At 60.6% G+C, this 21,527-nt stretch carries 19 protein-coding genes; 8 read left to right on the forward strand and 11 right to left on the reverse strand.

The genetic code is table 11. The annotated features are described in order from the left end of the window. Window positions 1-4: 4 nt before the first annotated feature. A complete protein-coding gene (locus D8780_RS02670) occupies window positions 5-1,840 on the reverse strand; it encodes a monovalent cation:proton antiporter-2 (CPA2) family protein (protein ID WP_245412232.1) in 1,836 nt (611 codons plus the stop codon). Window positions 1,841-1,948: 108 nt separating this feature from the next. Here D8780_RS02670 and D8780_RS02675 point away from each other — a divergent pair, with 108 nt between their 5' ends. The 5 genes from D8780_RS02675 to lpxK all read left to right on the forward strand — a co-directional run bounded on the left by D8780_RS02675 (window position 1,949) and on the right by lpxK (window position 6,967). Continuing rightward, window positions 1,949-3,319: a TldD/PmbA family protein gene (locus D8780_RS02675; RefSeq protein ID WP_245412233.1), complete on the forward strand. Its 1,371-nt coding sequence runs from the start codon at window positions 1,949-1,951 to the stop codon at window positions 3,317-3,319. A 13-nt stretch (window positions 3,320-3,332) separates the two neighbouring features. Next, window positions 3,333-4,115, forward strand: coding sequence for a 3'(2'),5'-bisphosphate nucleotidase CysQ (locus D8780_RS02680; RefSeq protein ID WP_245412234.1), 783 nt, complete (start codon window positions 3,333-3,335; stop codon window positions 4,113-4,115). A 112-nt stretch (window positions 4,116-4,227) separates the two neighbouring features. Beyond that, window positions 4,228-4,470 carry a DUF4170 domain-containing protein gene (locus D8780_RS02685; protein WP_121644246.1) on the forward strand — a complete coding sequence of 81 codons (243 nt, stop codon included), beginning with the start codon at window positions 4,228-4,230 and terminating at the stop codon, window positions 4,468-4,470. Window positions 4,471-4,587: 117 nt separating this feature from the next. Next, a complete protein-coding gene (locus D8780_RS02690) occupies window positions 4,588-5,916 on the forward strand; it encodes a 3-deoxy-D-manno-octulosonic acid transferase (protein ID WP_121644247.1) in 1,329 nt (442 codons plus the stop codon). A 19-nt stretch (window positions 5,917-5,935) separates the two neighbouring features. Beyond that, window positions 5,936-6,967, forward strand: coding sequence for a tetraacyldisaccharide 4'-kinase (lpxK, locus tag D8780_RS02695; RefSeq protein ID WP_121644248.1), 1,032 nt, complete (start codon window positions 5,936-5,938; stop codon window positions 6,965-6,967). On the opposite strand, the gene D8780_RS02700 is transcribed toward lpxK, so the two are convergent. The 3 genes from D8780_RS02700 to queF form a co-directional block, all read right to left on the reverse strand. Further along, window positions 6,964-7,206, reverse strand: a complete 243-nt coding sequence (locus tag D8780_RS02700; protein WP_121644249.1) for a DUF2093 domain-containing protein — start codon at window positions 7,204-7,206, stop codon at window positions 6,964-6,966. The genes lpxK and D8780_RS02700 overlap by 4 nt on opposite strands. Window positions 7,207-7,320: 114 nt before the next feature. Beyond that, complete coding sequence (gene mutL, locus D8780_RS02705) at window positions 7,321-9,174, reverse strand: DNA mismatch repair endonuclease MutL (protein WP_121644250.1); 1,854 nt, start codon at window positions 9,172-9,174, stop codon at window positions 7,321-7,323. 83 nt (window positions 9,175-9,257) lie between these two features. Next, window positions 9,258-9,719 (reverse strand): preQ(1) synthase, encoded by a 462-nt coding sequence (gene queF, locus D8780_RS02710; RefSeq protein WP_121644251.1) that lies wholly within the window; start codon window positions 9,717-9,719, stop codon window positions 9,258-9,260. Window positions 9,720-9,952: 233 nt separating this feature from the next. On the opposite strand from queF, the gene D8780_RS02715 reads away from it, so the two are divergent. The 3 genes from D8780_RS02715 (at window position 9,953) to D8780_RS02725 (ending at window position 12,996) form a co-directional block, all read left to right on the forward strand. Next, complete coding sequence (locus D8780_RS02715) at window positions 9,953-11,047, forward strand: TRAP transporter substrate-binding protein (protein ID WP_245412235.1); 1,095 nt, start codon at window positions 9,953-9,955, stop codon at window positions 11,045-11,047. Window positions 11,048-11,158: 111 nt separating this feature from the next. Next, window positions 11,159-11,677: a TRAP transporter small permease gene (locus tag D8780_RS02720; RefSeq protein ID WP_245412236.1), complete on the forward strand. Its 519-nt coding sequence runs from the start codon at window positions 11,159-11,161 to the stop codon at window positions 11,675-11,677. After that, window positions 11,674-12,996 (forward strand): TRAP transporter large permease, encoded by a 1,323-nt coding sequence (locus D8780_RS02725; RefSeq protein WP_121644253.1) that lies wholly within the window; start codon window positions 11,674-11,676, stop codon window positions 12,994-12,996. The genes D8780_RS02720 and D8780_RS02725 overlap by 4 nt, the downstream gene beginning before the upstream one ends. A gap of 78 nt (window positions 12,997-13,074) precedes the next feature. Here D8780_RS02725 and D8780_RS02730 read toward each other — a convergent pair whose 3' ends face one another. From D8780_RS02730 to D8780_RS02765, 7 genes are all read right to left on the reverse strand, one after another. After that, window positions 13,075-13,410, reverse strand: coding sequence for a protein tyrosine phosphatase family protein (locus tag D8780_RS02730; protein ID WP_121644254.1), 336 nt, complete (start codon window positions 13,408-13,410; stop codon window positions 13,075-13,077). Further along, a complete protein-coding gene (locus tag D8780_RS15870) occupies window positions 13,352-13,921 on the reverse strand; it encodes a DUF6691 family protein (RefSeq protein ID WP_342633438.1) in 570 nt (189 codons plus the stop codon). The genes D8780_RS02730 and D8780_RS15870 overlap by 59 nt, the downstream gene beginning before the upstream one ends. A 592-nt stretch (window positions 13,922-14,513) precedes the next feature. Then, window positions 14,514-15,662 (reverse strand): acyl-CoA dehydrogenase family protein, encoded by a 1,149-nt coding sequence (locus D8780_RS02745; protein ID WP_121644255.1) that lies wholly within the window; start codon window positions 15,660-15,662, stop codon window positions 14,514-14,516. A gap of 37 nt (window positions 15,663-15,699) precedes the next feature. Beyond that, window positions 15,700-16,905 (reverse strand): pimeloyl-CoA dehydrogenase large subunit, encoded by a 1,206-nt coding sequence (gene pimC, locus D8780_RS02750; protein ID WP_121644256.1) that lies wholly within the window; start codon window positions 16,903-16,905, stop codon window positions 15,700-15,702. Between the two features lie 12 nt (window positions 16,906-16,917). Further along, window positions 16,918-18,099: an acetyl-CoA C-acyltransferase gene (locus D8780_RS02755; RefSeq protein WP_121644257.1), complete on the reverse strand. Its 1,182-nt coding sequence runs from the start codon at window positions 18,097-18,099 to the stop codon at window positions 16,918-16,920. 41 nt (window positions 18,100-18,140) lie between these two features. Beyond that, entirely contained in the window at window positions 18,141-20,237 is a 2,097-nt protein-coding gene (locus tag D8780_RS02760) for a 3-hydroxyacyl-CoA dehydrogenase NAD-binding domain-containing protein (RefSeq protein WP_121644258.1), read from the reverse strand. 110 nt (window positions 20,238-20,347) lie between these two features. Next, on the reverse strand, window positions 20,348-21,520 hold the full coding sequence (locus D8780_RS02765) for a cystathionine beta-lyase (RefSeq protein ID WP_121644259.1): 1,173 nt from the start codon (window positions 21,518-21,520) through the stop codon (window positions 20,348-20,350). Window positions 21,521-21,527 lie beyond the last annotated feature (7 nt).

Consider the following 21,527-nt stretch of genomic DNA (forward strand, 5'->3'; position numbering starts at 1 on the left):
GCCGCTACTCTGCTGCGGTCTGCTTCGTGTCCGAGCTGTCTTCTTTGGTGGCCTTTTCTTGAGCGGCACGAGCCGCCTCCCGCCGCTTCTTCGGCTCGATCAGCGGTTCTGGCACCGGGCTTGTCAGCATTTTCTCCTGCCCCGCGAAAAGGCCTTCGACCTGCTGAATGGCAAGTCGCTCCTCGTCGCGCTGCCGCACATCCTTTTCGATTTCGTGGGCGAGGCGTTCGTCTAGGCCGAGCGCGTAGAGTGTGTGGCGTCCGAAGACGAGCGCGCTTTCGACGGTTTCACGAAGTTCGAAGTCCACATTCCGCTTGCGAAGCGCGATCGCATGGGCGCGGTCCCAGGACCGCGCGTAGATCTTCGCGTTCGGATATTCGGACGAGACGAGATCGACAATCCGATTGGTGATCGAAGGCAGATGCGTACAGACGAGGACGATCTTCGCGCGGCGTATGCCCGCCGCTTCCAGCACGTCCTTGCGGCAGCCATCGCCATAATAGATGCGAAAGCCGAATTTGCCGGCCTGCGTCACGCGCTCGGCGGAGAGGTCGATCACCGTCACCTCGACACCACCGGCCAGCAGCATCTGGGCGGTGATCTGGCCAAAGCGCGAGAAGCCGATCATCAGGACCTCGCTGCCGGCATCGGCGAAATCCTCTTCGATGACGTCATCATCCCATGCGGCGCTGCTGGTGATCCAGTCGCCGAACCGGCGCGTCAGAGGGGTGAGGGCCATGGAAATGGTGACGATGGCGACGAGAATGGATGCGATACGGTCCGGGAAGATTCCGCTGCTTGCGGCAGCCGAGAAGAGGACGAAACCGAATTCGCCGCCTTGTGGCAAAAGGCTGGCAATGCGCACGGCATCGTCGCTGTAGGAACCGAACAGGCGCGCCAGCACGAAGATGATCAACGCCTTGATGGCGAGAAGGGCGGGCACCGCCGCGAGAATAAGCCAGAGATTGTTCTGGATGACGGTAAGATCGAGCGAAAGTCCGACCGCCATGAAGAACAGCCCGAGCAGAATGCCGCGGAAGGGTTCGATATCGGCTTCGAGTTCATGGCGGTAGCGCGACTCGGCAAGTAGCACGCCGGCAATAAACGCACCCATCGCCATCGACAGACCGGCCCATTGCATGGCCATGCCGGAGCCGATCACCAGCAGCAGGGCCGCAGCGATCATCACCTCACGGGCGCCGGTATTGCCAATGACCCGAAAGATCGGGTTCAGCAGATAGCGTCCAGCCAGTACGAGCGCAGCGACGGTTCCGATCGCGATCGCGATCGATAGAGCCGGCGAGCGCGCATCTTCCGCACCATAGGGTGCAAGAAAGGTCGCAAGAACCAAAAGCGGCGCGATAGCCAGATCCTGAAACAGCAGGATCGAGAAAGCGCGCTGTCCGTAATGCCGGTTGGTATCGCCTGTATCTTCCAGGATCTGCATGCCAAAAGCCGTAGACGACAAAGCCAGACCGAAGCCCGCGATAATTGCGGCCGCAGGGTCCAGAATGAACAGAAGAATGCCTGAAAGGACCACGCCGCTCAGCATCACCTGAGAAAGGCCGAGACCGAAGATGTCGCGGCGCAAGGCCCATAGTCGCGATGGCTTCAGCTCAAGACCGATAAGGAACAGAAGAAAGACTACGCCGAGTTCGGCGATATGCAGGATTTCTTCGCCGCCGGCGATCAGCCGTGCGACCGGTCCGATCAGAATGCCTGCGGCGATATAGCCCAGAACCGTGCCGAGGCCGATGCGTTTGAAAAGCGGAGCGGCCACGACCGCTCCCGCCAACAGCAGGACTGCTTCACCGTAGAAAGATACTTCAGGCGTGGCCAAGTTCGTCCGTTCCTCGCTTTGGAATATATAACCGTCATTATGCCCTGCTTGTCACGACCGGCCATGCCTCATAGATGGTGCAGAGCAATATCGAGAGAAGAGAAGCCGTTGACCAACGCAGTTAAGGACAGTCTCGCCGCCCCTGTCGAGAACCAGCAGGTCCATCTCGACCGTGTTGCGGAACTGGTGGAAGCGGCCCGGCGGGCGGGAGCTGATGCGGCGGATGCCGTCTGCGTGACAAGCCAGTCCGTGTCCGTTTCGGTGCGGGAAGGCAAGGTCGAGGAAAGCGAGGCCGCGGAGAGCGACGGCATCTCCTTGCGTGTGTTTGTCGATGGCCGTGTGGCCTCCGTCGGTGCGACTGCCGGCTATGACGCGGCGCGGCTTTCCGAGCGTGCGGTTGCGATGGCGCGTGTCTCGCCTGTCGACGAAAGCCGCTCTCTGGCCGATCCGGATCGGCTGGCCGCAAAAATTCTCGATCTCGACATCTATGACGAGGCTTCACTGGAAGCGGAGACAATGGTTTCCGACGCGCTCGCGCTGGAAGGCGCGGCCCACGCCGTGCAAGGCGTCTCGCAGGTCATGGGGGCAGGTGTCTCCTGGACGCGAAGCGGTCTGGCGCTTGCGACGTCAGGCGGATTTTCGGGCGCCTATCGCGGCAGTCATTTCTCTCGCTCGGTTTCCGCGCTCGCCGGAGCGGGGCAGGCGATGGAGCGCGACTACGCCTTTTCCTCGACCCGCCATCTCTCCGATTTGCGGCAGCCCGAAGAGATCGGCCGCGAAGCCGGCGAACGGGCCGTGCGCCGCACCGGAGGCCGCAAATTGCCGACAGGCCCGGTAACAGTGGTGTTCGACCCGCGCGTGGCGCGTGGCCTGGCCGGCACGATGGGGCAGTTGCTCAACGGTGCGGCGGTGGTCCGCAAAACCAGCTTCTGGCGCGATCAGATGGGGCAGTCGGTCGCCAGCGAAGCTATTACACTCACCGATAATCCCCTTCATCCGCGCGGCACCGGTTCGCGGCCGTTCGACGGTGAAGGCGTTCAGGGTGAACCGTTGATCGCGATTGAGAACGGAGTTTTGAAAAACTGGTTTCTCTCGACCTCGACCGCGCGTGAGCTCAAATTGCAGACCAATGGCCGTGGTGCGAGGAGCGGCGCGCAGGTTCTGCCGTCCCGTACAAATCTCGCCATCGAGGCCGGTAGCATCACGCCACAGGAGATGATCGGCGATATCGCCGACGGCTTTTATGTCACCGAGGTGATCGGCCAGGGCGTCAACCTCATCACCGGTGATTATTCGCGGGGCGCATCCGGCTTCCGTATAGAGAACGGCGAGCTGACTTATCCGGTGACGGAAGTGACCATCGCAGCAAATTTGAAAGACATGTTCCGCCGGATGATCGCTGCCGACGATCTCGATCGTTCATTTGCCACGGCGGCTCCGACCCTTCTTGTGGAGGGAATGACCCTTGCCGGCGAATGAGCCTCTACCTTCGTTGAAAGATGATCTGAGGCTGATCCGGGAGGCGGCTGCTACGGCAGGGCGGATCGCGCTGAAGCATTTTGGCCGCGACCCGGATGTCTGGCACAAGGAAAACGACAGTCCCGTCTCGGAGGCTGATTTCGCGGTCGACGAATTTCTCAAGACCGAACTTCTTGCGGCCAGACCGGACTATGGCTGGCTTTCGGAGGAGACGGAGGCCGATCCGGCACGGTTTTCCCGGCGACGGTGCTTCGTGGTCGATCCGATTGACGGAACCCGCGCATTTCTTGCAGGAAAAAAGACATGGTGCGTGTCGATAGCTATTGTCGAGGAAGGCGTGCCGCTGGTCGGTGTGCTCGATTGTCCGGCCATTGGCGAAATATTTGAAGCCACCCGCGGCGACGGCGCCTATTGCAACGGAAGCGCTTTGAAACGGCAGGAAAGGCAGCCGCCTTTCTCGATCGCGGGCCCGGCCAGTATGCTGCGGGAAATGCCCGGATCTCTCTTGCAGACGAACCGCGCCCAGAAACATATTCCTTCGCTCGCCTATCGTATCGCGATGGTCGCTGATGGCCGGCTCGACGCCACCTTCATCAAAACCAATTCCCATGATTGGGATATCGCTGCGGCCCTGCTGATGTTGAAAGAAACCGGTGGTCAGGTCCTGACCCCTGATGGATCAGAGGCGACCATCGGCCGTTCGGCTTCGAGCCACGGCCCTTTGCTTGCCTGCCAAAATCATCTGATCGAACAACTTCTGCCTGTTCTTAAAGCGGTCGCCAACAAGCGATCATGATTGCGCAATAGTCCTTGGGGCGATCATTCGATGGGCTTGCGTGGCCGGGGTATTGATAGTCTAAACGCCTCACACGATCGGCATCATCCAAACGGTACTTCAGGAGGCACGCTTGACCGCACACAGCCAGGAATCCGAACAGCTTCTTCACCTCGTCTTCGGCGGCGAACTTGAACGACTGGACGGAGCGACATTCCGCGACATTGACGACCTCGATATTGTCGGCATCTTTCCGAACTTCGCGAGCGCCGAAAAAGCCTGGCGCCGCAAGGCGCAGCAGACCGTCGACAACGCCCATATGCGCTACTTCATCGTTCACCTCCACCGCTTCTTGTCGCCGCAACAACACGATTGATCGCGACGTGGGCCGTAGAACAATGATGGATGCAAGTCTCGAACCGGCAAAACTGTCGCTGGTTCGCGGCCGTCAGTGCCAAGGCACTGGCTTTTTTCGGCTAAGGTCTCGTCCAACATGAAGGCTCTTTTTCCCCGTGTCGCGTTCATGGCCTACAGGACTGCCGGACGGATGCTGCGCCCGTTCTCCGGGGTGTATCTGACCGGGCGGACGTTCGCCGGCAAGGAAGACCGCAGTCGCCGCCGTGAGCGATACGGCCACGCCTCGGCCGAACGCCCCGAACGGCCTCTGGTTTGGGTTCATGCGGCCAGTGTAGGCGAGCTCAACGCCATTGCAGGACTGATCGATTATCTTGCGCGGCACAATGTGCACGTTCTTCTGACGACCTCCACGGTCACAGCCGCGGCCATCGCAACCAACCGTTTCGGCGAAAGGGTCACGCATCAGTACCGGCCGCTTGATATTGCGCCGATCATGCGCCGCTTTCTCGACCATTGGCGTCCCGATCTTGCGATCAGCTGTGAATCGGAAATCTGGCCGGTCTCGGTGCATCTTCTGTCGGAGCGGCATATTCCACACGCGCTCGTCAATGGCCGTCTGTCGGACAGGAGCTTTGAGCGATGGACCAAAAACTCTTCGCTCGCGGCGGAACTGCTGAGCCGTTATGCGTTGATTCTGGCTCAGTCGGACGAGCAGGCGGAACGCTTCAGCGCGCTGTCGGAGCGGCGGGTCATCTCCACCGGCAATTTGAAGGCGGATGCGCAGATTCCACCGGCCGATATGGAAGAGGTCAGGCGCCTTCGCGCAGCAATCGGGGAACGTGACGTCTGGGCGGCGATCTCCACGCATCCGGGCGAGGAGAAAATGGCTGGCGTCGTCCATAAAATGCTGACGAAGCGCCATCCCGACATTCTGACATTGGTGGTGCCCCGCCACGCCGAGCGTGGCGATGCCGTCGCCAAGGAATTGGCGGAGGCCGGGCTTCGTGTCGCGCAACGCAGCAAAGGCGAGGCGCCCGACCGGCAAACCGATATCTGGATCGGTGATACGATGAACGAGCTTGGGCTTTATCTCCGCCTGACCGGCATCGTCTTCATGGGCCGCTCGATGGCGGACGAGGCGACCGGTGGCCAAAATCCGCTTGAGGCCGCCATGCTCGACAGCGCAATCCTGACCGGGCCTGCGATGACCAATTTCCGCGATGCATTCGACCGCTTGCGCAAGGCGGGTGGTGCGAAGACGATCAACGACAAGGAAATGTTGGCGGGCGCCGTGAGTTTCCTCCTATCCCGTCCGACGGTCCGCAACGGAATGGCCGCCGCCGCATCCGACGCTGCGGGAAAGATGCGCGGCGCACTTGATGCCACCTTGCGGGAACTGGACCGTTATATACATCCGCTTGTCGTGGATGCGACCTTCCGCGACGAGAGCGACGATCTTCAGTAGGCAGGGACGGGGGGCAACCATGGCGAGCGAGGCACCGCCGTTCTGGTGGATAAGAGGCGACGTGCGGGGCTATGCTCTGGCGCCGTTCGGTTGGGTCTACGGCGCCGTGGCCGGTTATCGTCAGGACCACGCGCCGCGCCGTCCGGTCGCAGCGCCCGTGCTCTGTGTCGGCAACTTCACCGTCGGCGGCGCCGGCAAGACGCCGGTCGCCATCGAATTGGCGCGCACTGCTATTTCGCTAGGCTTTAAGCCCGGCATCCTTTCGCGCGGTTATGGCGGCAATCTCGACCGCCCTCGGCTGGTGGACCCGGACCACGATCTGGCGCGCCATGTCGGCGACGAGCCTCTGCTTCTGGCCCGTGCCGCACCGGTCGCCGTCACGCCGAACCGGCATGCCGGCGCCAGGATGCTGGCCGATGAGAAGGGCTGCGACCTCCTCATTATGGATGATGGATTTCAGAGCGCCCGGATAGCTATCGATCACGCCTTACTTGTCGTGGATGCGGGCCATGGCTTCGGCAATGGCCATGTCATTCCGGCGGGGCCACTTCGGGCTCCCCTGTCTATACAGTTACGCCACGCCGACAGCCTTCTCGTAATGGGGCAGGGCGATGCGGCGGATCGCGTCATTCGCATAGCAGCGCGGGCGGCATTGCCGATCCACCGGGCGGCCATCCGCCCACGGCAGGAACTGAATCGCAGTCAGCGCTATCTGGCCTATGCGGGGATTGGCGTACCAGAGAAATTCTTCGACACCCTGAACCGCCTTGGTGCGGACGTAGCCGCAACGCGTTCGTTCCCCGATCACCATGCATTCAGTGAGGACGAGGCGGTGGATCTCATGGCCGATGCGGCGCGGGACGGACTGACGCTGATCACCACGGAGAAAGATGCGATACGGTTGCGCGGTGGCGGAGGCGAACTGCAGCGGCTTTTCGAAAAGAGTGCGGTTCTGCCGATTGAGGCGAAGTTCGACAATCCGACGGCGGCATCACGGATCATCGAGGCCACGGTCGAATCCTACAAGCGCCGCCGTCTTGCCAAAGGCTAGGCAGAGGGCTTCTGGAGTTTCCGAAGAGAAGGATTGATTTCGATCTCTCTTTGAAGCGAGACCTGGGCGTCGCGATAGGCCTCCTGCCGGTCGACGCTCCAATATTTCAGCTCTTCCAGCGGAATCGGGTCGCCTGTGACGGCACAACGCACGAAACTTCCGTTCTTCTTGATGCGGTAATCGCCATCCAGATATTCGATCTCGGCCTCGCGAGGGCTGACAATGTCGAGATGGTTCATGGCCAATGGTTTCCCGGCAGGTTCGAATGTGTAGCGCCGTTACTGCCTTGCGCCGCCTTCATGGTCAAGAACAGGCTCCGAAGCGGTCGGCACAGGCATGCAGACCGCTGGACTCTAACGACGTCCGAAGAGCTTTTCGATATCGTCCAGCTTGAGTTCGATATAGGTCGGCCGGCCATGATTGCACGTGCCGGAACCGGGGGTCTGCTCCATCTGTCGCAGAAGGGCTTCCATCTCTTCCACACGCAGCCGGCGCCCGGACCGTACGGATCCGTGGCAGGCCATGGTTGCCGCAACGTGGTTGAGGCGTAGCCGCAGCTCTTCGCTGTTTTCATTTTCCGCCAGCTCATCGGCAAGGTCGCGGATCAACGCGCCGGCGTCGATTTCTCCCAGCATGGCGGGCGTCGCCTGGATCGCAACGGCGCCGGGGCCGAACCGCTCAACGATAAGGCCGAAGCGGGCAAGGTCCTGCGCAACAGCCTCCAGCCGATTGACGTCGTCCATCGGCAAATCGACCACCTCGGGAATGAGGAGATGCTGGGCGGGAAGAGCACGGCCCTCCATCGCTGTCTTCAGTTTTTCGTAGACGAGGCGCTCATGCGCTGCATGCTGGTCGACGAGGATGAGCGAATCCGCCGTTTGCGCCACGATGTAATTTTCGTGAATTTGCGCTCGGGGCGCGCCCAGCGGGTAGTCCGTTTGCGGTGGACTGGCGGGCCCCGGCGGCTCTCTGTTTTCGCTGCTCCACCCATTGGAAGGATGCTCTGAAAAGCCGGTGGGGGTGGCCTGCTGCGTCGATGGCGAAACGAAACCTTCCGGAGCGTAGCTTTGCGCTGATGGTGAGAAGGAAAAACCGCTCTCGGTCGAATGCGGTGAAGCCGTAAGGCCTCTCGCCTGATAGGCCGACGGGCGAACATCTTCTGCGGGCCGGAAAGCCGCGGCCATGGCGCTGGCGGCGTCAGTGGAGGGGCGGATGCCGGCCTCGGAAAGAGCCTGGCGGATCGCCCCCACGATAAGACCGGAAATCATTCCGCTATCGCGGAAGCGCACATCGGCTTTTTGCGGATGAACGTTAACGTCCACCAGCGCAGGATCGAGATCGAGAAACAGGACGACGGCGGCATGGCGGTCGCGCGGCAGCGCATCGGCATAGGCACCCCGTATCGCGCCCGCCAGTCTCTTGTCGCGTACCGGCCGGCCATTGACCATGACGAATTGGTGCTGGGCGTTGCCGCGGCTGTAGGAGGGGACCGAAATGCGGCCGGTCAGCCGAACCCCGTCACGCATCGCATTGATCGGCAGTGAATTCTCTGCGAAGCCATGGCCGAGTAGGGCGCGCATGCGTTCCGTGGCGGCTTTTTCCGGTGTGCCTTCGCACAGTGGAAGTTCGAGGGATGACCGGTCCGGCCCGGTCAAGGCGAAACGAACGCCCGGGAAGGCGAGGGCGATGCGGCGTAACTGATCCGTGATGGCCGCGCTCTCCGCGCGCTCGCTCTTCATGAATTTGAGCCGCGCGGGTGTAGAGAAGAATAGGTCGCGAACCTCGACCACGGTTCCGCGATTGCAGGCGGCAGGGCGCACTGCAGACAATTCTCCGCCCTCAACGGTGATTTCGGCGCCTTCGCCGGCTTCGGTCGCCGAACGGATCGAAAGGCGTGCCACGGAGCCGATCGAGGGCAGGGCTTCGCCGCGAAAGCCGAGTGAGCGAATATCGAAAATATTGTCGCTCAACTTGCTAGTGCAGTGGCGAGCCACCGCCAACGGCAACTGTCCGGGTTCTATTCCGCTGCCATTGTCGCTCACCCGCAAAAGGGAGAGCCCGCCGCCTGCCGTGGCAATCTCTATTCGCGTCGCTCCGGCGTCGATCGCGTTTTCCACCAGTTCCTTGACGACCGAAGCCGGTCGTTCGACCACCTCGCCGGCAGCGATGCGGTTGACGATCGTTTCTGGCAATTGGCGGATGGTCATGACGTCATCCTACGCCAGTCGCGCGATGAAATCGAAAGGCATGGCGGTCTATCCACCGCCTTCTGGCGGAAAAGCAGGTGGCGCTACCCGCGCCCCCGATAGGGCGGCACGCCCTGATCCGGAATCCACACATCGGCCGGCAAGGGGCCCGTCTGCCAGAAAACGTCGATGGGGATGCCGCCGCGCGGATACCAGTACCCGCCGATCCGCAGCCACTGGCATTCTGTCGCTTCGGCAATCCGGCGACCGACCATGCGCGTACAATCTTCGTGAAACGCACCATGATTGCGGAACGATGTGAGAAACATCTTCAGGCTCTTGCTCTCGACGAGCTTCGGTCCGGGAACGTAGTCGATGACGAGATGCGCGAAATCCGGTTGCCCCGTCATGGGGCAGAGCGAAGTGAATTCGGGGCAGGTAAAACGGACAACGCAGGGCGCTTCGGACGTTCCCGAATAGGGTACGGTTTCCAGAACGGCTTCGTCCGGGTTTTGCGGCTGATCGGTCTTGCTGCCGAGCAACGTCAGATCGGACGTATCGGTCACCGTCGACTCCTTCCTTGAGATATCTGAGACGTCACGATCTAAAGGTTGGCGACGCGCCCTTCAACCGCTTGAGACAGGGAGATCGCAAGAAGTCCGTTTACATGACCGGCTGGTCGGTCTTTAATACGGAAGAGGTTCAGGACCTGATCGCTGTGGATATGTCAAAATGTCCGGGGCATCACGGGGTCGGGCGGTAGTATGGCCTAGCCATGCGAACCGGGAGGGAGCAAATTATGCCGAACACCGTGCTGCGCCATATGGTAGCGGCCCTATGGGTCGGGGCTGTCGCCGCCTTTGCGGCCCCCGCAAGTTCTTCCGCTCAGGAGGTCACGCTCCGCATGGAGCATTTCCTGCCAGCGCAGGCCAATGTGCCAAAGCTGATACTGGAGCCCTGGGCGAAGGCCGTGGAAGAGGAATCGTCTGGCCGCATCGCCATCGAGATCTACCCGTCCATGCAGTTGGGCGGCACGCCACCGGAGCTGATCAACCAGACGCGCGACGGTGTCATCGATATCAGCTGGTATGTGGTTGGCTACAAACCCGGCCTCTTCCCGCGCACAGAAGTGTTCGAGCAGCCCTTCATCATGAAGAATGCTGAGGCGACTTCACGCGCGTTCTGGCGGCTCTTCGAAAAGGAAATGCGCGACACCGAATTCAAAGATTTCAAGGTTCTCGCGACATGGGTGCATGGACCCGGGCTTTTTCATACCGACGAGCCGATCCAAAGCGTCGAAGATCTTAACGGCATGAAAATTCGTGGCGGCTCGCGTTCGGTCAACGCGCTGCTGACCGAGCTGGGAGCCGAACCTGTCGGTATGCCGGCCCCCTCCGTTCCAGAGGCTCTGTCGAAAGGCGTCATCGATGGCGCCGCCGTTCCATGGGATGTCGTTCCCTCTATCAAGGTCGCCGAACTCATCGGCAATCACACCGAGTTCGGCACGCCTGCTTTGTATACGCTCACCTTCGTTCTGGTGATGAACAAGGACCGGTATGAAAGCCTTCCCGATGATCTGAAAGACGTCATCGACGCAAATTCAGGCATTGAATTGTCGGGCTTTGCCGGGCGGACCCAGGCCGCGTCTGATGCGCCAGCCCGTCAGGCGGCCAAAGAACGCGGCAACACCGTCACCGTGCTGGAGGGCGAAGCGCTGCAAGGCTTCAAAGACGCCGCTGAGCCGGTCATAGACGCCTGGGTCGCCGATATCGATTCAAAGGGTCTCGATGGGGCCGCGTTGCTGGATGAGGCCGAGACGTTGATCGATGAAGAAAACGAATGGCTGGAGGCCGGCAATGTTTCGTCCGGGCCGCTTGAGTCTACCGCAGATTGAAGGCTCTGCCTGCCGATCGAAATCCGCAAGGAGCAGCTCATTGATAACGACGATGACGAATAGGCCGCGAGGGACGATCTTCGTCCGGCCTTGTTGGGGAGAGGGCGCTTCGTGACCAGATGGGTGGAATGGCTCGCGCGGATAGCTGCGATGGCTGGCGGCATCGTGCTCGTGCTTCTGACGATCATGACCTGCGTGAGCATTATCGGGCGGGCAGGAATTGAATATGGTTTGAGGCCCGTGAAAGGCGACTTCGAACTGATAGAGGCCGGCGTCGCCTTCTCGATCTTCGCCTTCCTGCCGTGGTGCCAGCTGAGGCGGGCTCACGCGACCGTGGACCTATTCACCTCCGGTCTGCCGCCGCGCGTCAACCGCTTCATCGACCTTCTGAGCGAGATCGTCATGACGGTCGCGCTGCTGATCATTACCTGGCGTCTCTATCACGGCATGATGGACAAGTTGGGCTATCACGAGACCACCTTCATTCTTCAGTTTCCGGTCTGGTGGGGATATGCGGCAGCGTTCATCCCTGCTGTCATCTCTTGCATCATCTCCGTCTACATGGTGGGTGTTCGCATCGGCGAACTGTCGAACAAAAAGCCGGTCGAGACCGGGGGGACCATCCATTGACCAATCTCGAACTTGGCCTCTGGTCGTTTCCGGTTCTTCTGCTTCTCATCTTCCTGAGAATGCCTATCGGTCTCGCCATGCTCGTCGTCGGTTTTTGTGGATCGTGGATTGTCGGCGGTTCGACGATGATGATCATGGCCAAGCTCAAAAGCGAGACCTACACGACCTTCTCATCCTATTCCCTGTCGATCGTGCCGCTGTTTCTGCTGATGGGACAATTCGCGACGCTTGGCGGCATGAGCCAAAGCCTCTTCAAGGCCGCCGAAGTGTGGCTCGGTCACCGTAAGGGGGGCGTCGCGATGGCAGCGGTCGGTGCTTGCGCGGGTTTCGGTGCGATCTGCGGCTCGTCGCTGGCGACGGCCGCAACGATGGGGCAGGTGGCCCTGCCGGAACTGCGTCGATACGGCTATAGCGGCGCGCTTGCTTCCGGCACCTTGGCGGCGGGCGGCACGCTGGGCATTCTGATACCGCCCTCGGTCATTCTGGTGATCTACGCCATCCTGACCGAGCAGAATATCGCCAAGCTGTTCGTGGCCGCCTTTGTGCCGGGCATATTGGCTGCCATCGGCTACATGATCACCATCTCGATCTATGTGCGCCTGAAGCCCGACAGCGCCGGCATACGCGAGCGGGTCTCCTATCGCGAACGCTTTCTGGTGTTGAGTGAAGTCTGGCCGGTATTGCTCATCTTCCTGCTCGTGGTGGGCGGTATCTATGGCGGCTGGTTCACGCCGACCGAAGGCGCAGCGGTCGGCGCCGCGGGCACGGGGCTCGTCGCGCTTTTCAATGGCGGAATGACGTGGCGCAGTTTTTCCGAGAGCATTCTGGCGACGGCGTCCGCCACGGCCATGATCTTCCTGATCGTTCTCGGCGCCGGAATCTATAACGGTTTTCTGGCACTGACACAGGTGCCGCAGGAGGCCGCCGCGTGGGTGACCGATCAGGGTTTCGCGCCCATGGCGGTCCTCATCATCATTCTGGTCTTCTACCTCTTGATGGGCTGCGTCATGGATTCGCTCTCCATGATCCTGCTCACCATTCCGATTTTTTATCCGATCGTGATCCAGCTCGATTTCGGCATGAGCGTCGAGGACTTCTCGATCTGGTTCGGAATCCTCGCCTTGATCGTCGTGGAGGTCGGTCTCATCACGCCGCCGGTCGGGATGAACCTCTTCATCATCAATTCGATGGCGAAAACGAGCATTCCGATCCGTGAGACATTCGTCGGCGTTCTGCCCTTCGTTGCCTCGGACCTCATTCGCGTTGTGATTCTCGTGCTGTTCCCGGTTCTGACGCTCGGTCTATTGCGGGTTTTCTGAACGCGTATCGTTCCTTACAGCAAAAAGCCGCGTCGGTTTTGACGCGGCCTTTTAATCTATGCCCAGGCTTGAGCCGGTTCAGTAGCCGGCCTGTTTTGTCAGTGCATAGAGGTTGGTGCAGCGGGCACCGGAACGGCAATACGCAAGGACGGGCTTCGGCAGAAGTTTGAGCGCTTCGCCCATATCGGTCACATTGTCGCCGGTGATCGCTCCCGACGTGACGGGGATATAGCGAAATTCCAGCCCTGCTTTCAGGGCCGCGCTCTGAACGGTCTCATGAGAGACGGCTCCGGCTTCGCTGTCGGGACGATTACACACCACCGCCTTGAAACCCTCCTCGACAATGGCGGGAATGTCATCGGAGGTGATCTGGCCGATGACGGCCAGATCGTCGGTGAGATAGCGCAAATCCATGAATCAGGGGTCCTTGCAGACTGCTAGAGAGACTGCGATTCTGTCGCCTTAATCGCCGCGCTGCAAGACCCTTAGACCACGCTGGAGCGGAAAAGAGGCAGAAGAATCCGCCACGCGAAAAGGCCGCCGGCCAGTAGCGAGATGACAAAAGTACCGACCGGTACCGCATTGACCAGGAGCGCGACGGGTGCCGCCCCGGGCAGAAGCCGACAATTCCCCATCCGATGCCGAATATGGCTGCGCCCGAGAGCAGTCTGCCATCGATTTGTTTCGCCTCCGGGAGGTGGAAGCTCGTGTCCAGCAAAGGATGCGACCAGCGGCTGAAAACCAGACGATAGCCGATGAAGGTGGTCGCGACGGCGCCTGCCATGACGAAGACGAGGGAAGCGTCCCAATGACCAGTCACGTCGAAAAAACCAATGACTTTTGCCGGGTTGATCATGCCCGATAGCGAGATGCCGAGCCCGAAAAGAAGACCGGCCGCCGCACCTGCCAGAAGCTGCCGTGTCATGCCGCCACCCCGCTGAACAGGCGGATGGCGAGAACGGTAAGGATAGCGAAGGCGAGGAAGGTGATTGTGGCGACCATGGAGCGTACCGACAGCCGTGCCGTGCCGTGCCGCATACCCCGTGGCCCGATGTGCAGCCGCTGGCCAGTGTGCTGCCGATGCCGACAAGAATGCCTCCGACGACCAGAAGGGATGTCGGAGCGGCCACCTGAACCGCAACGATGCCGCCCGCGCCGACCAGAACAAGAGGTGCCGCGACAGCTGCCCCAAGAAAAGCGAACTTCCAAGGCTGAGAAAGCCATTCAGCAGGCCGGGTCAAAACAGAGAGAATGCTGGTCATCCCGGCAATCCGTCCATTCAAAGCCATCAAGAGCACGGCCGAGAGACCGATGAGGATGCCGCCGGCCAGGGATCTCCAGGGCGTGAATTCGGTCGGTATGAAATCCATGGCGAAACCCGATAAGTCGAGGATAAAAATATATATAAAAAATAATATATGTAAGCACTGTCCAAACGACAAGGCACTTGTTGGTCGCCGCAACGAAAAAGGCGCAGTCTGAGCTGCGCCTTCTGGAAACCGGTTCATGTCGACCGACTAGTTTTCGAGCAGCGGTCCGCTCTCGGCAATCCGGCTCATATGATAGTCGGCATTGCCGAACAGCATATCGTCGACCGTGATCCGCTTGAAGTAGTGGCTGATCGCATACTCCATGGTCACGCCAACGCCGCCATGAAGTTGAATCGACGTCTCCGCAGCCTTGCGCCCCTCCTGTCCGAGCATGACCTTTGCCGAAGAAGCGGCCTTCGAGCGAACGGCGGCATCGTCATTATCGGCTTCCGACGTCGCGAACATGGCAATGGAGCGCATCTGCTCCAGCGCAATGAAGATGTCGACGCTATCGTGCTGAAGCACCTGAAACTTCGAAATTGGCACGCCGAACTGTTTGCGGTCCTTCAGATATTGGGTGGTGCTTCCAAGAATTTTCGTCAGGAGACCGACGGCTTCGGCAGCGAGGGCGGCGATGGCCTGATCGTAGACTTTGGCAATTGCGCGATAGCCTTGCCCCTCTTCTCCAAGCAGCGCAGATGCTGGAACCGTTACATCGGACAATATGATATCGGCCGCTGGCCGGTCGTCCTGAAGCTTGTAGCTGCGCCGCGAAATGCCCTCCGCGTTCGCATCCATGAGAAACAGGCTGATACCGTCCTGGTCGGCCGCTTCGCCGGAAGTCCGCGCCGAGACGATTAGCTTGTCGGCGTCTGCCCCATGCAGAACGATACTCTTCTCGCCATTCAGAACGTAGCTGTCGTCCGCCTTTTTGGCTGTTGTCTCGACATGGCTGAGCGTGTAGCGCGCGCCGCGCTCTCCATGGGCGAGAGCCATGACGAGTTCGCCGCCGACGATCTGCGGCACCAGTTCCGCGCGTTGTTCATCGGAGCCAGCTTCGCGCAGAATGCCACCCGCAAGAACGACGGTCGCGAGGAAAGGCTCGAGCGACAGCGCGGCGCCCAGACTCTCCATCGCGATCATGACGTCTTCCGGCCCGCCGCCATAGCCGCCATCCTCTTCGGCGAAGGGCAGCATGAGAAGGCCCAGTTCGGCCAGCTGGCCCCACACCTCTTTCGACCAGCCCGGCTCTGCCTTGCGGATTTTTTCGCGTGCCTCGAAACCGTAATTGTCGGACAGCAGCCGGTCGAGGCTGTCCTTGAGCATAGATTGTTCTTCGGTGAGATCGAAATCCATCCGATCATTCCTCCTGTGACGATCGCGTCAGGCCGGTTCAGAAACCGAGCACGGCCTTGGCTATGATGTTCTTCTGGATTTCGTTCGACCCGCCATAGATCGAGACCTTGCGATAGTTGAAATAGCTCGGCGCAGCATGGGCGGCGTAGTCCGGGCCGATGGGCGGCTCGTTATGGCCTAGATAATCGTCATGCTGGCGTGGGGCGGCATAAGGTCCCATCACCTCCATCAAAAGATCGGTGCAGCGCTGCTGAATTTCGCTGCCCTTAATCTTGAGGATGGAAGAGGCCGGGTTGGGCGTTTTCGCGTCGGGATTCTTGGCATCATCTGCCACGACCCGCATCTGCGTGATTTCCAGCGCCTTCAGATCGATCTCCAGCGCCGTCAGCTTTTCGGCAAAGCGGCGATCCTCGATCAGCGGCCGACCGCCTGCCTGTTCGATGCCGGCCAGCTCGCGGATACGCTTGGCGGCGTGCTTGCTCATGCCGATGCGGGCAATGTTTGTCCGCTCATTGCCAAGCAGGAACTTGGCATAGTCCCAGCCCTTATTCTCCTGGCCCACAAGGTTCTCGACCGGCACTTTCACATCGTCGAAGAAGACCTCGTTGACCTCGACGCCCCCGTCGACCGTCCGAATCGGGCGGACGGTAATGCCTTCGCTCTTCATATCGATAAGCAGGAACGAAATGCCCTTTTGCAGTTTGTCGGCGTCAGGATCGGTCCGCACCAGGCAGAAGATCCAGTCGGCATGTTGGGCGAGCGTCGTCCAGGTCTTCTGACCGTTGACGACATAGTGGTCGCCCTCCTTGACCGCGCGGGTCTTGAGCGAGGCCAGGTCGGACCCGGCGCCCGGCTCGGAGAAACCCTGGCACCACCAGTCGGTCAGATCGAGGATGCGCGGCAGATATTTCTGCTTCTGTTGCTCATTGCCGAATGTGTAGATGACCGGCGCGACCATATTGACGCCGAAGGGCAGGGGAGCCGGCGCAGGATAAGCCTGCAACTCTTCCAGAAAGATATATTGCTCGACTGGGCCCCAGCCCGTACCGCCATATGCCTCCGGCCAGTGCGGCGCACCCCAGCCCTTCTCGGCGAGGATCTTGGTCCACCGCTGAAACTGCTCTTTGCTCGGGTGGCCACTATCGACCATCGTCTCCCGGATATCGTCCGGCACGTTCTCCTGAAAGAAGGTGCGGACGTCATCGCGAAACGCGCGCTGTTCGTCGGTAAGTTGAAGATCCATGCTGCAATCTCCTCAGACGATCTCGATAAGGCCGGCCGCACCCATTCCGCCTCCGACGCACATGGTGATGACGGCATATTTGGCGTTGCGGCGCTTGCCCTCAACAAGGGCGTGGCCGATCATCCGGCTACCGCTCATGCCATAGGGATGGCCGACGGCAATCGAGCCACCATTGACGTTCAGTTTTTCGTCGGGGATGCCGAGCTTGTCCCGGCAATAGAGGACCTGCACGGCAAACGCCTCGTTCAGTTCCCACAAATCGATATCGTCGACCGACAAGCCATGACGTTCCAGAAGGCGCGGCACGGCAAAGACCGGGCCGATACCCATCTCGTCAGGCGCGCATCCGGCTACATTGAAGCCGCGGAAAATGCCGAGCGGCTCAATACCGCGCTTTTCGGCTTCCTTGCTGCTCATGACGACCTGCGCGGATGCACCGTCGGAAAGCTGCGATGCGTTGCCCGCCGTGATTGTTCCGCCTTCGCGAACAGGCTTCAGGCCTGAGACGGCTTCAACTGTCGTGCCGGGACGCACGCCCTCGTCCTTTTCGACCGTCACGTCCTTGTAGGAGATCTCCTTCGTCTCCTTGTCCATGACGCCCATCGTGGTGTTGATTGGAACGATCTCGTCATCGAACTTGCCGGCGTCCTGCGCGTCGGCCGTTCGCTGCTGACTGCGCGCGCCATATTCATCCTGTGCTTCGCGCGAGATGCCGTAGCGCTTGGCGACATTTTCCGCCGTGTCGATCATCGGCATGTAAACGTCGGCCGCGTCGCCTGAAAGAGACTTGTCGATGAGGTGGAATGTATTGCGGTGATCGTTCTGCACGAGGCTGATCGATTCCACGCCGCCCGAAATGCCAGCGGTCACGCCATCATTGCGGATAGCATTGGCGAGCACCGCCATCGATTGCAGACCGGAAGAACATTGCCGATCGATGGTCGAGCCTCCGACCGTGACAGGCAGTCCGGCGGACAGAAGCGCGCGGCGCGCGACATTGAGTCCGGTTGTTCCCTCCTGCATGGCGCAGCCCAGCACGACGTCTTCAATGTCGCTTCCATCCAGTCCGGATCGCTGAAGCGCGTGCTTGATGGCGTGCCCGGCCAGCGTGTGGCCCTCGGTATTGTTGAAGCCTCCGCGATAGGCCTTGCCGATCGGTGTGCGGGCCGTGGAAACGATAACTGCATCGACCATTGATTGATGTCCTCCATGCGTCTCAGCGCTTTATCTGGCGCTCAAGCGCCCTGTTTCTGAAAATCCGAAAAGCTTTTGCCTTCGTCGGCCAGGCGCCGCAGAAGGGGCGATACTTCGTAAACCGGCTTTGCGGTCTCCTTGCCCCAATGCTCCAGCCGCTCGACGATCGTTGCGAGACCATGGCGGTCGGCCCAGTGCATCGGCCCGCCCTTGCCGACGGGGAAGCCATAGCCGTAGACCCAGACCACATCGATATCGGATGGTCGCGTCGCAATGCCCTCTTCGAGAATTTTCGCGCCCTCATTGATCATCGGATAGAGCGTTCGCTCCATGATCTCATCGTCGGAGATATCGCGCCGCTCGACGCTCTTCTCCCTGGCGACACGCTCGATGATCGCCTGCGTTTCACCGCGAGGCACCGGCGTTCGCCCGTCCTCGTAACTGTAGTAGCCCTTGCCCGTCTTCTGGCCGAAATCACCCTTTTCGGCGAGCGTGTCGGCGATCTCGGCGCGTTCGCCGAGCGCCTGCCGTTTGCGCCAGCCAATATCGATGCCCGCCAGGTCGCTCATCTGATAGGGGCCCATCGGCCAGCCAAAGTCGCGGAACGCCTTGTCGACCTGGGCCGGTGATGCGCCTTCGAGCAAGAGATCTTCTGCTTCAGCCGAGCGCGCTTCCAGCATGCGGTTGCCGACGAAGCCGTGACAGACACCAACAACCACCGGGATCTTGCCCGCGCGTTTTCCGACTTCCAGGGCCGTCGCGATGACGTCGGGCGATGTTTCCTTGCCGCGTACGATCTCCAGCAGCTTCATCACATTGGCCGGTGAAAAGAAGTGTGTGCCGAGCACGTCAGCAGGACGTCCGGTGAATCCTGCGATCGCATCCACGTCAAGATAGGAGGTATTGGAGGCGAGGATCGCACCGTCTTTTACGATCTTGTCCAACTTGCCAAAGACGTCTTCCTTGACGCCGATATCCTCGAACACGGCCTCGATGATGAGGTCGCAATCCTTCAGATCGTCATAGCTGGTCGTGCCGGAGAGGCGCGCCATGCGCTTGGCCTTGGCATCTGCGGTCATCGACCCGCGCTTGACCGAAATATCATACGTCTTCGAAACGCGATCGAGACCCTTGTCGAGCGCTTCGCGGTTCATCTCCAAAATGGTGACGTCGTAACCGCCATTGGCCAGGGACATGGCGATGCCGCCGCCCATAGTGCCCGCGCCAATCACGCCAACCTTCCTGACGGTCCTCGCTTGTACGTCCTTTCCGACGCCCGGCACCTTGGCCGCCTCGCGTTGGGCAAAGAAGATATGGCGCTGAGCGACGGACTGCTCGCCTTCCATCAATGCGATGAACTGATCCCGCTCGAATTTCTGGCCCTCTTCAATCTCCATCGTCAGCGCGGCCTTGACCGCGCGGCCCGCGGCAACGGGTGCGTCCAGACCGCGTTTTTTCTTCGTCTTATCGGCGATCACCGCGTCGAAGCGGTCAGGATCGTCCTTCCATTCGGCGATCTTGTCGTCTCGATCGCGGATTCGCGTGACAGTCGTCCCAGCTTGAACCTTATCGCGGATGAAGGCGACCGCGTTTGCGATCAGATCGTCTTCGAAGACAGCGTCGATAATGCCGTCTTCATGAGCCGCTTCGACAGGAAAGGGCTTTCCGGAAAGAATGATGTCCAACGCCCGCTCGGGGCCGACCAGTCTCGGCATGCGCTGCGTGCCGCCAGCGCCAGGGATGAGGCCGAGATTGATCTCGGGCAGACCGACTTTCGAGCTGGCGAGGGCGACGCGATAGTCGCATCCGAAGGAAAGTTCGAGGCCGCCGCCAAGCGCCGTGCCGTGAATGGCTGCGACCGTTGGCTTGGTAATAGTTTCGAGATGGGCGATCAGCTCCGGCAAACTCGGGTTCGCCATGGCCTTGTCCGTGCCGAACTCCTTGATTTCCGCCCCGGCCACGAAAGTCCGGCCCGAGCAGGCGATCACGATTGCGTCGACGGCAGAATCGGCCTCTGCGTCTTGCAGCGCTTTGTCGAGCGCGCTCCGCATCGCGTGGCTGAGTGCATTGACCGACGGATTGTCTATCGTGAGAACGGCAATGCCGTCCTGTGCCGACGTCGAAACGATGTCGCCCATATAACCTCCCTGGAACGTCGGGCCCGTCCGTCGAAGCGTGACAGATCGGCCCGCGGCTCTAATCAGCGAGGCATACTACCGAGTATGTTGCCCGATGCAAGGCGACTTTGTCAGCGCGCCGCGGCCGCCGCGTCGAGGCCGCGCCTCAGGTCCTCAATCAGGTCGTCAACATCTTCGAGACCGATCTGCAGGCGGATCACCGGGCCGCCATAATCGGACCGTGTGACGATCCGGTCGGAAAGGCTGACGAGAACCGCGAGGCTCTCATGGCCGCCCCAGCTATAGCCGAGGCCGAATATCTGGAGCGCATCAAGGAAGGCGGCGCCGTCGCTGGGCCCGCCACCATCGAGCACGATCGAGAAGAGGCCGGACGAGCCGGAGAAGTCCCGCTTCCACAGATCGTGGTCTGGATGGCTTTCCAGAGCGGGATGGAGAACGGCGCTGATGCCGTTCTGCTCTTCGCACCAGCGCGCGATCTTGAGCGCGCTCTCCTGATGATGCGCGAGGCGCACACCCATTGTCTTCAATCCGCGCTGGACCTGATAGACATCGTCCGGGCCAGCAATGCAGCCCATCCAGATGAAGGTCTCGTGAAGCTGTTCCCAGCACCGCTCATTGGCGGAAACGAGTCCGAGCAGCACATCGGAATGGCCACCAGGATATTTCGTCGCCGCATGCACCGATACGTCGACCCCGAAATCGAGCGGTCGGAAATAGAGGGGCGTGGCCCATGTATTGTCCATGATGACGATGGCATCCTGCCGATGGGCGACCTCACTTATGGCCGGAATATCCTGGATTTCGAACGTGTTCGAGCCTGGGCTTTCGGTCCAGACCACTTTCGTGTTCGGCTGCATGTATTCGGCGATCTTCTCGCCGGCTTCTGGCGGATAATAGGTCGTCTCAATGCCCATCCGTTTCAGGACGGTATCGGCAAAGCGGCGTGTCGGGTGGTAGACGCTGTCCACGCAGAGGAGGTGGTCGCCGGTGGAGAGGAAGGCCAGAAGCGGGATGGTCACGGCGGCCAGTCCGCTCGGCACGCAAACGGTTCCGGCTGACCCTTCGAGCGCATCCACGGCGCTCGCCAGCGCGTCCGTCGTCGGTGTACCGCGCGTGCCATAAGTGTAACGCTGCTTGCGGCTCTGCATGGTTTCGACATTCGGAAAAAGAACGGTCGATGCGTGAACGACAGGCGGATTGACGAAACCGTGGAAATCCTGCGGATCGTGGCCGGCGTGGGCCAGCAAAGTGTTCATACCCACATTTTTCGGCAGTTTCGCCATGAAATCT

It is taken from the genome of Notoacmeibacter ruber (assembly GCF_003668555.1).
Classification (GTDB): Bacteria; Pseudomonadota; Alphaproteobacteria; order Rhizobiales; family Rhizobiaceae; genus Notoacmeibacter; species Notoacmeibacter ruber.

Excerpts from the sequence above, each read along its gene's own strand:
- D8780_RS02690 (WP_121644247.1), top strand. The coding sequence starts at position 4,588 with ATGAAGGCTCTTTTTCCCCGTGTCGCGTTCATGGCCTACAGGACTGCC.
- lpxK (WP_121644248.1), top strand. The coding sequence starts at position 5,936 with ATGGCGAGCGAGGCACCGCCGTTCTGGTGGATAAGAGGCGACGTGCGG.
- D8780_RS02700 (WP_121644249.1), bottom strand. The coding sequence starts at position 7,206 with ATGAACCATCTCGACATTGTCAGCCCTCGCGAGGCCGAGATCGAATAT.
- mutL (WP_121644250.1), bottom strand. The coding sequence starts at position 9,174 with ATGACCATCCGCCAATTGCCAGAAACGATCGTCAACCGCATCGCTGCC.
- D8780_RS02715 (WP_245412235.1), top strand. The coding sequence starts at position 9,953 with ATGCCGAACACCGTGCTGCGCCATATGGTAGCGGCCCTATGGGTCGGG.
- D8780_RS02730 (WP_121644254.1), bottom strand. The coding sequence starts at position 13,410 with ATGGATTTGCGCTATCTCACCGACGATCTGGCCGTCATCGGCCAGATC.
- D8780_RS15870 (WP_342633438.1), bottom strand. The coding sequence starts at position 13,921 with ATGACACGGCAGCTTCTGGCAGGTGCGGCGGCCGGTCTTCTTTTCGGG.
- D8780_RS02745 (WP_121644255.1), bottom strand. The coding sequence starts at position 15,662 with ATGGATTTCGATCTCACCGAAGAACAATCTATGCTCAAGGACAGCCTC.
- pimC (WP_121644256.1), bottom strand. The coding sequence starts at position 16,905 with ATGGATCTTCAACTTACCGACGAACAGCGCGCGTTTCGCGATGACGTC.
- D8780_RS02755 (WP_121644257.1), bottom strand. The coding sequence starts at position 18,099 with ATGGTCGATGCAGTTATCGTTTCCACGGCCCGCACACCGATCGGCAAG.
- D8780_RS02760 (WP_121644258.1), bottom strand. The coding sequence starts at position 20,237 with ATGGGCGACATCGTTTCGACGTCGGCACAGGACGGCATTGCCGTTCTC.
- D8780_RS02765 (WP_121644259.1), bottom strand. The coding sequence starts at position 21,520 with ATGGCGAAACTGCCGAAAAATGTGGGTATGAACACTTTGCTGGCCCAC.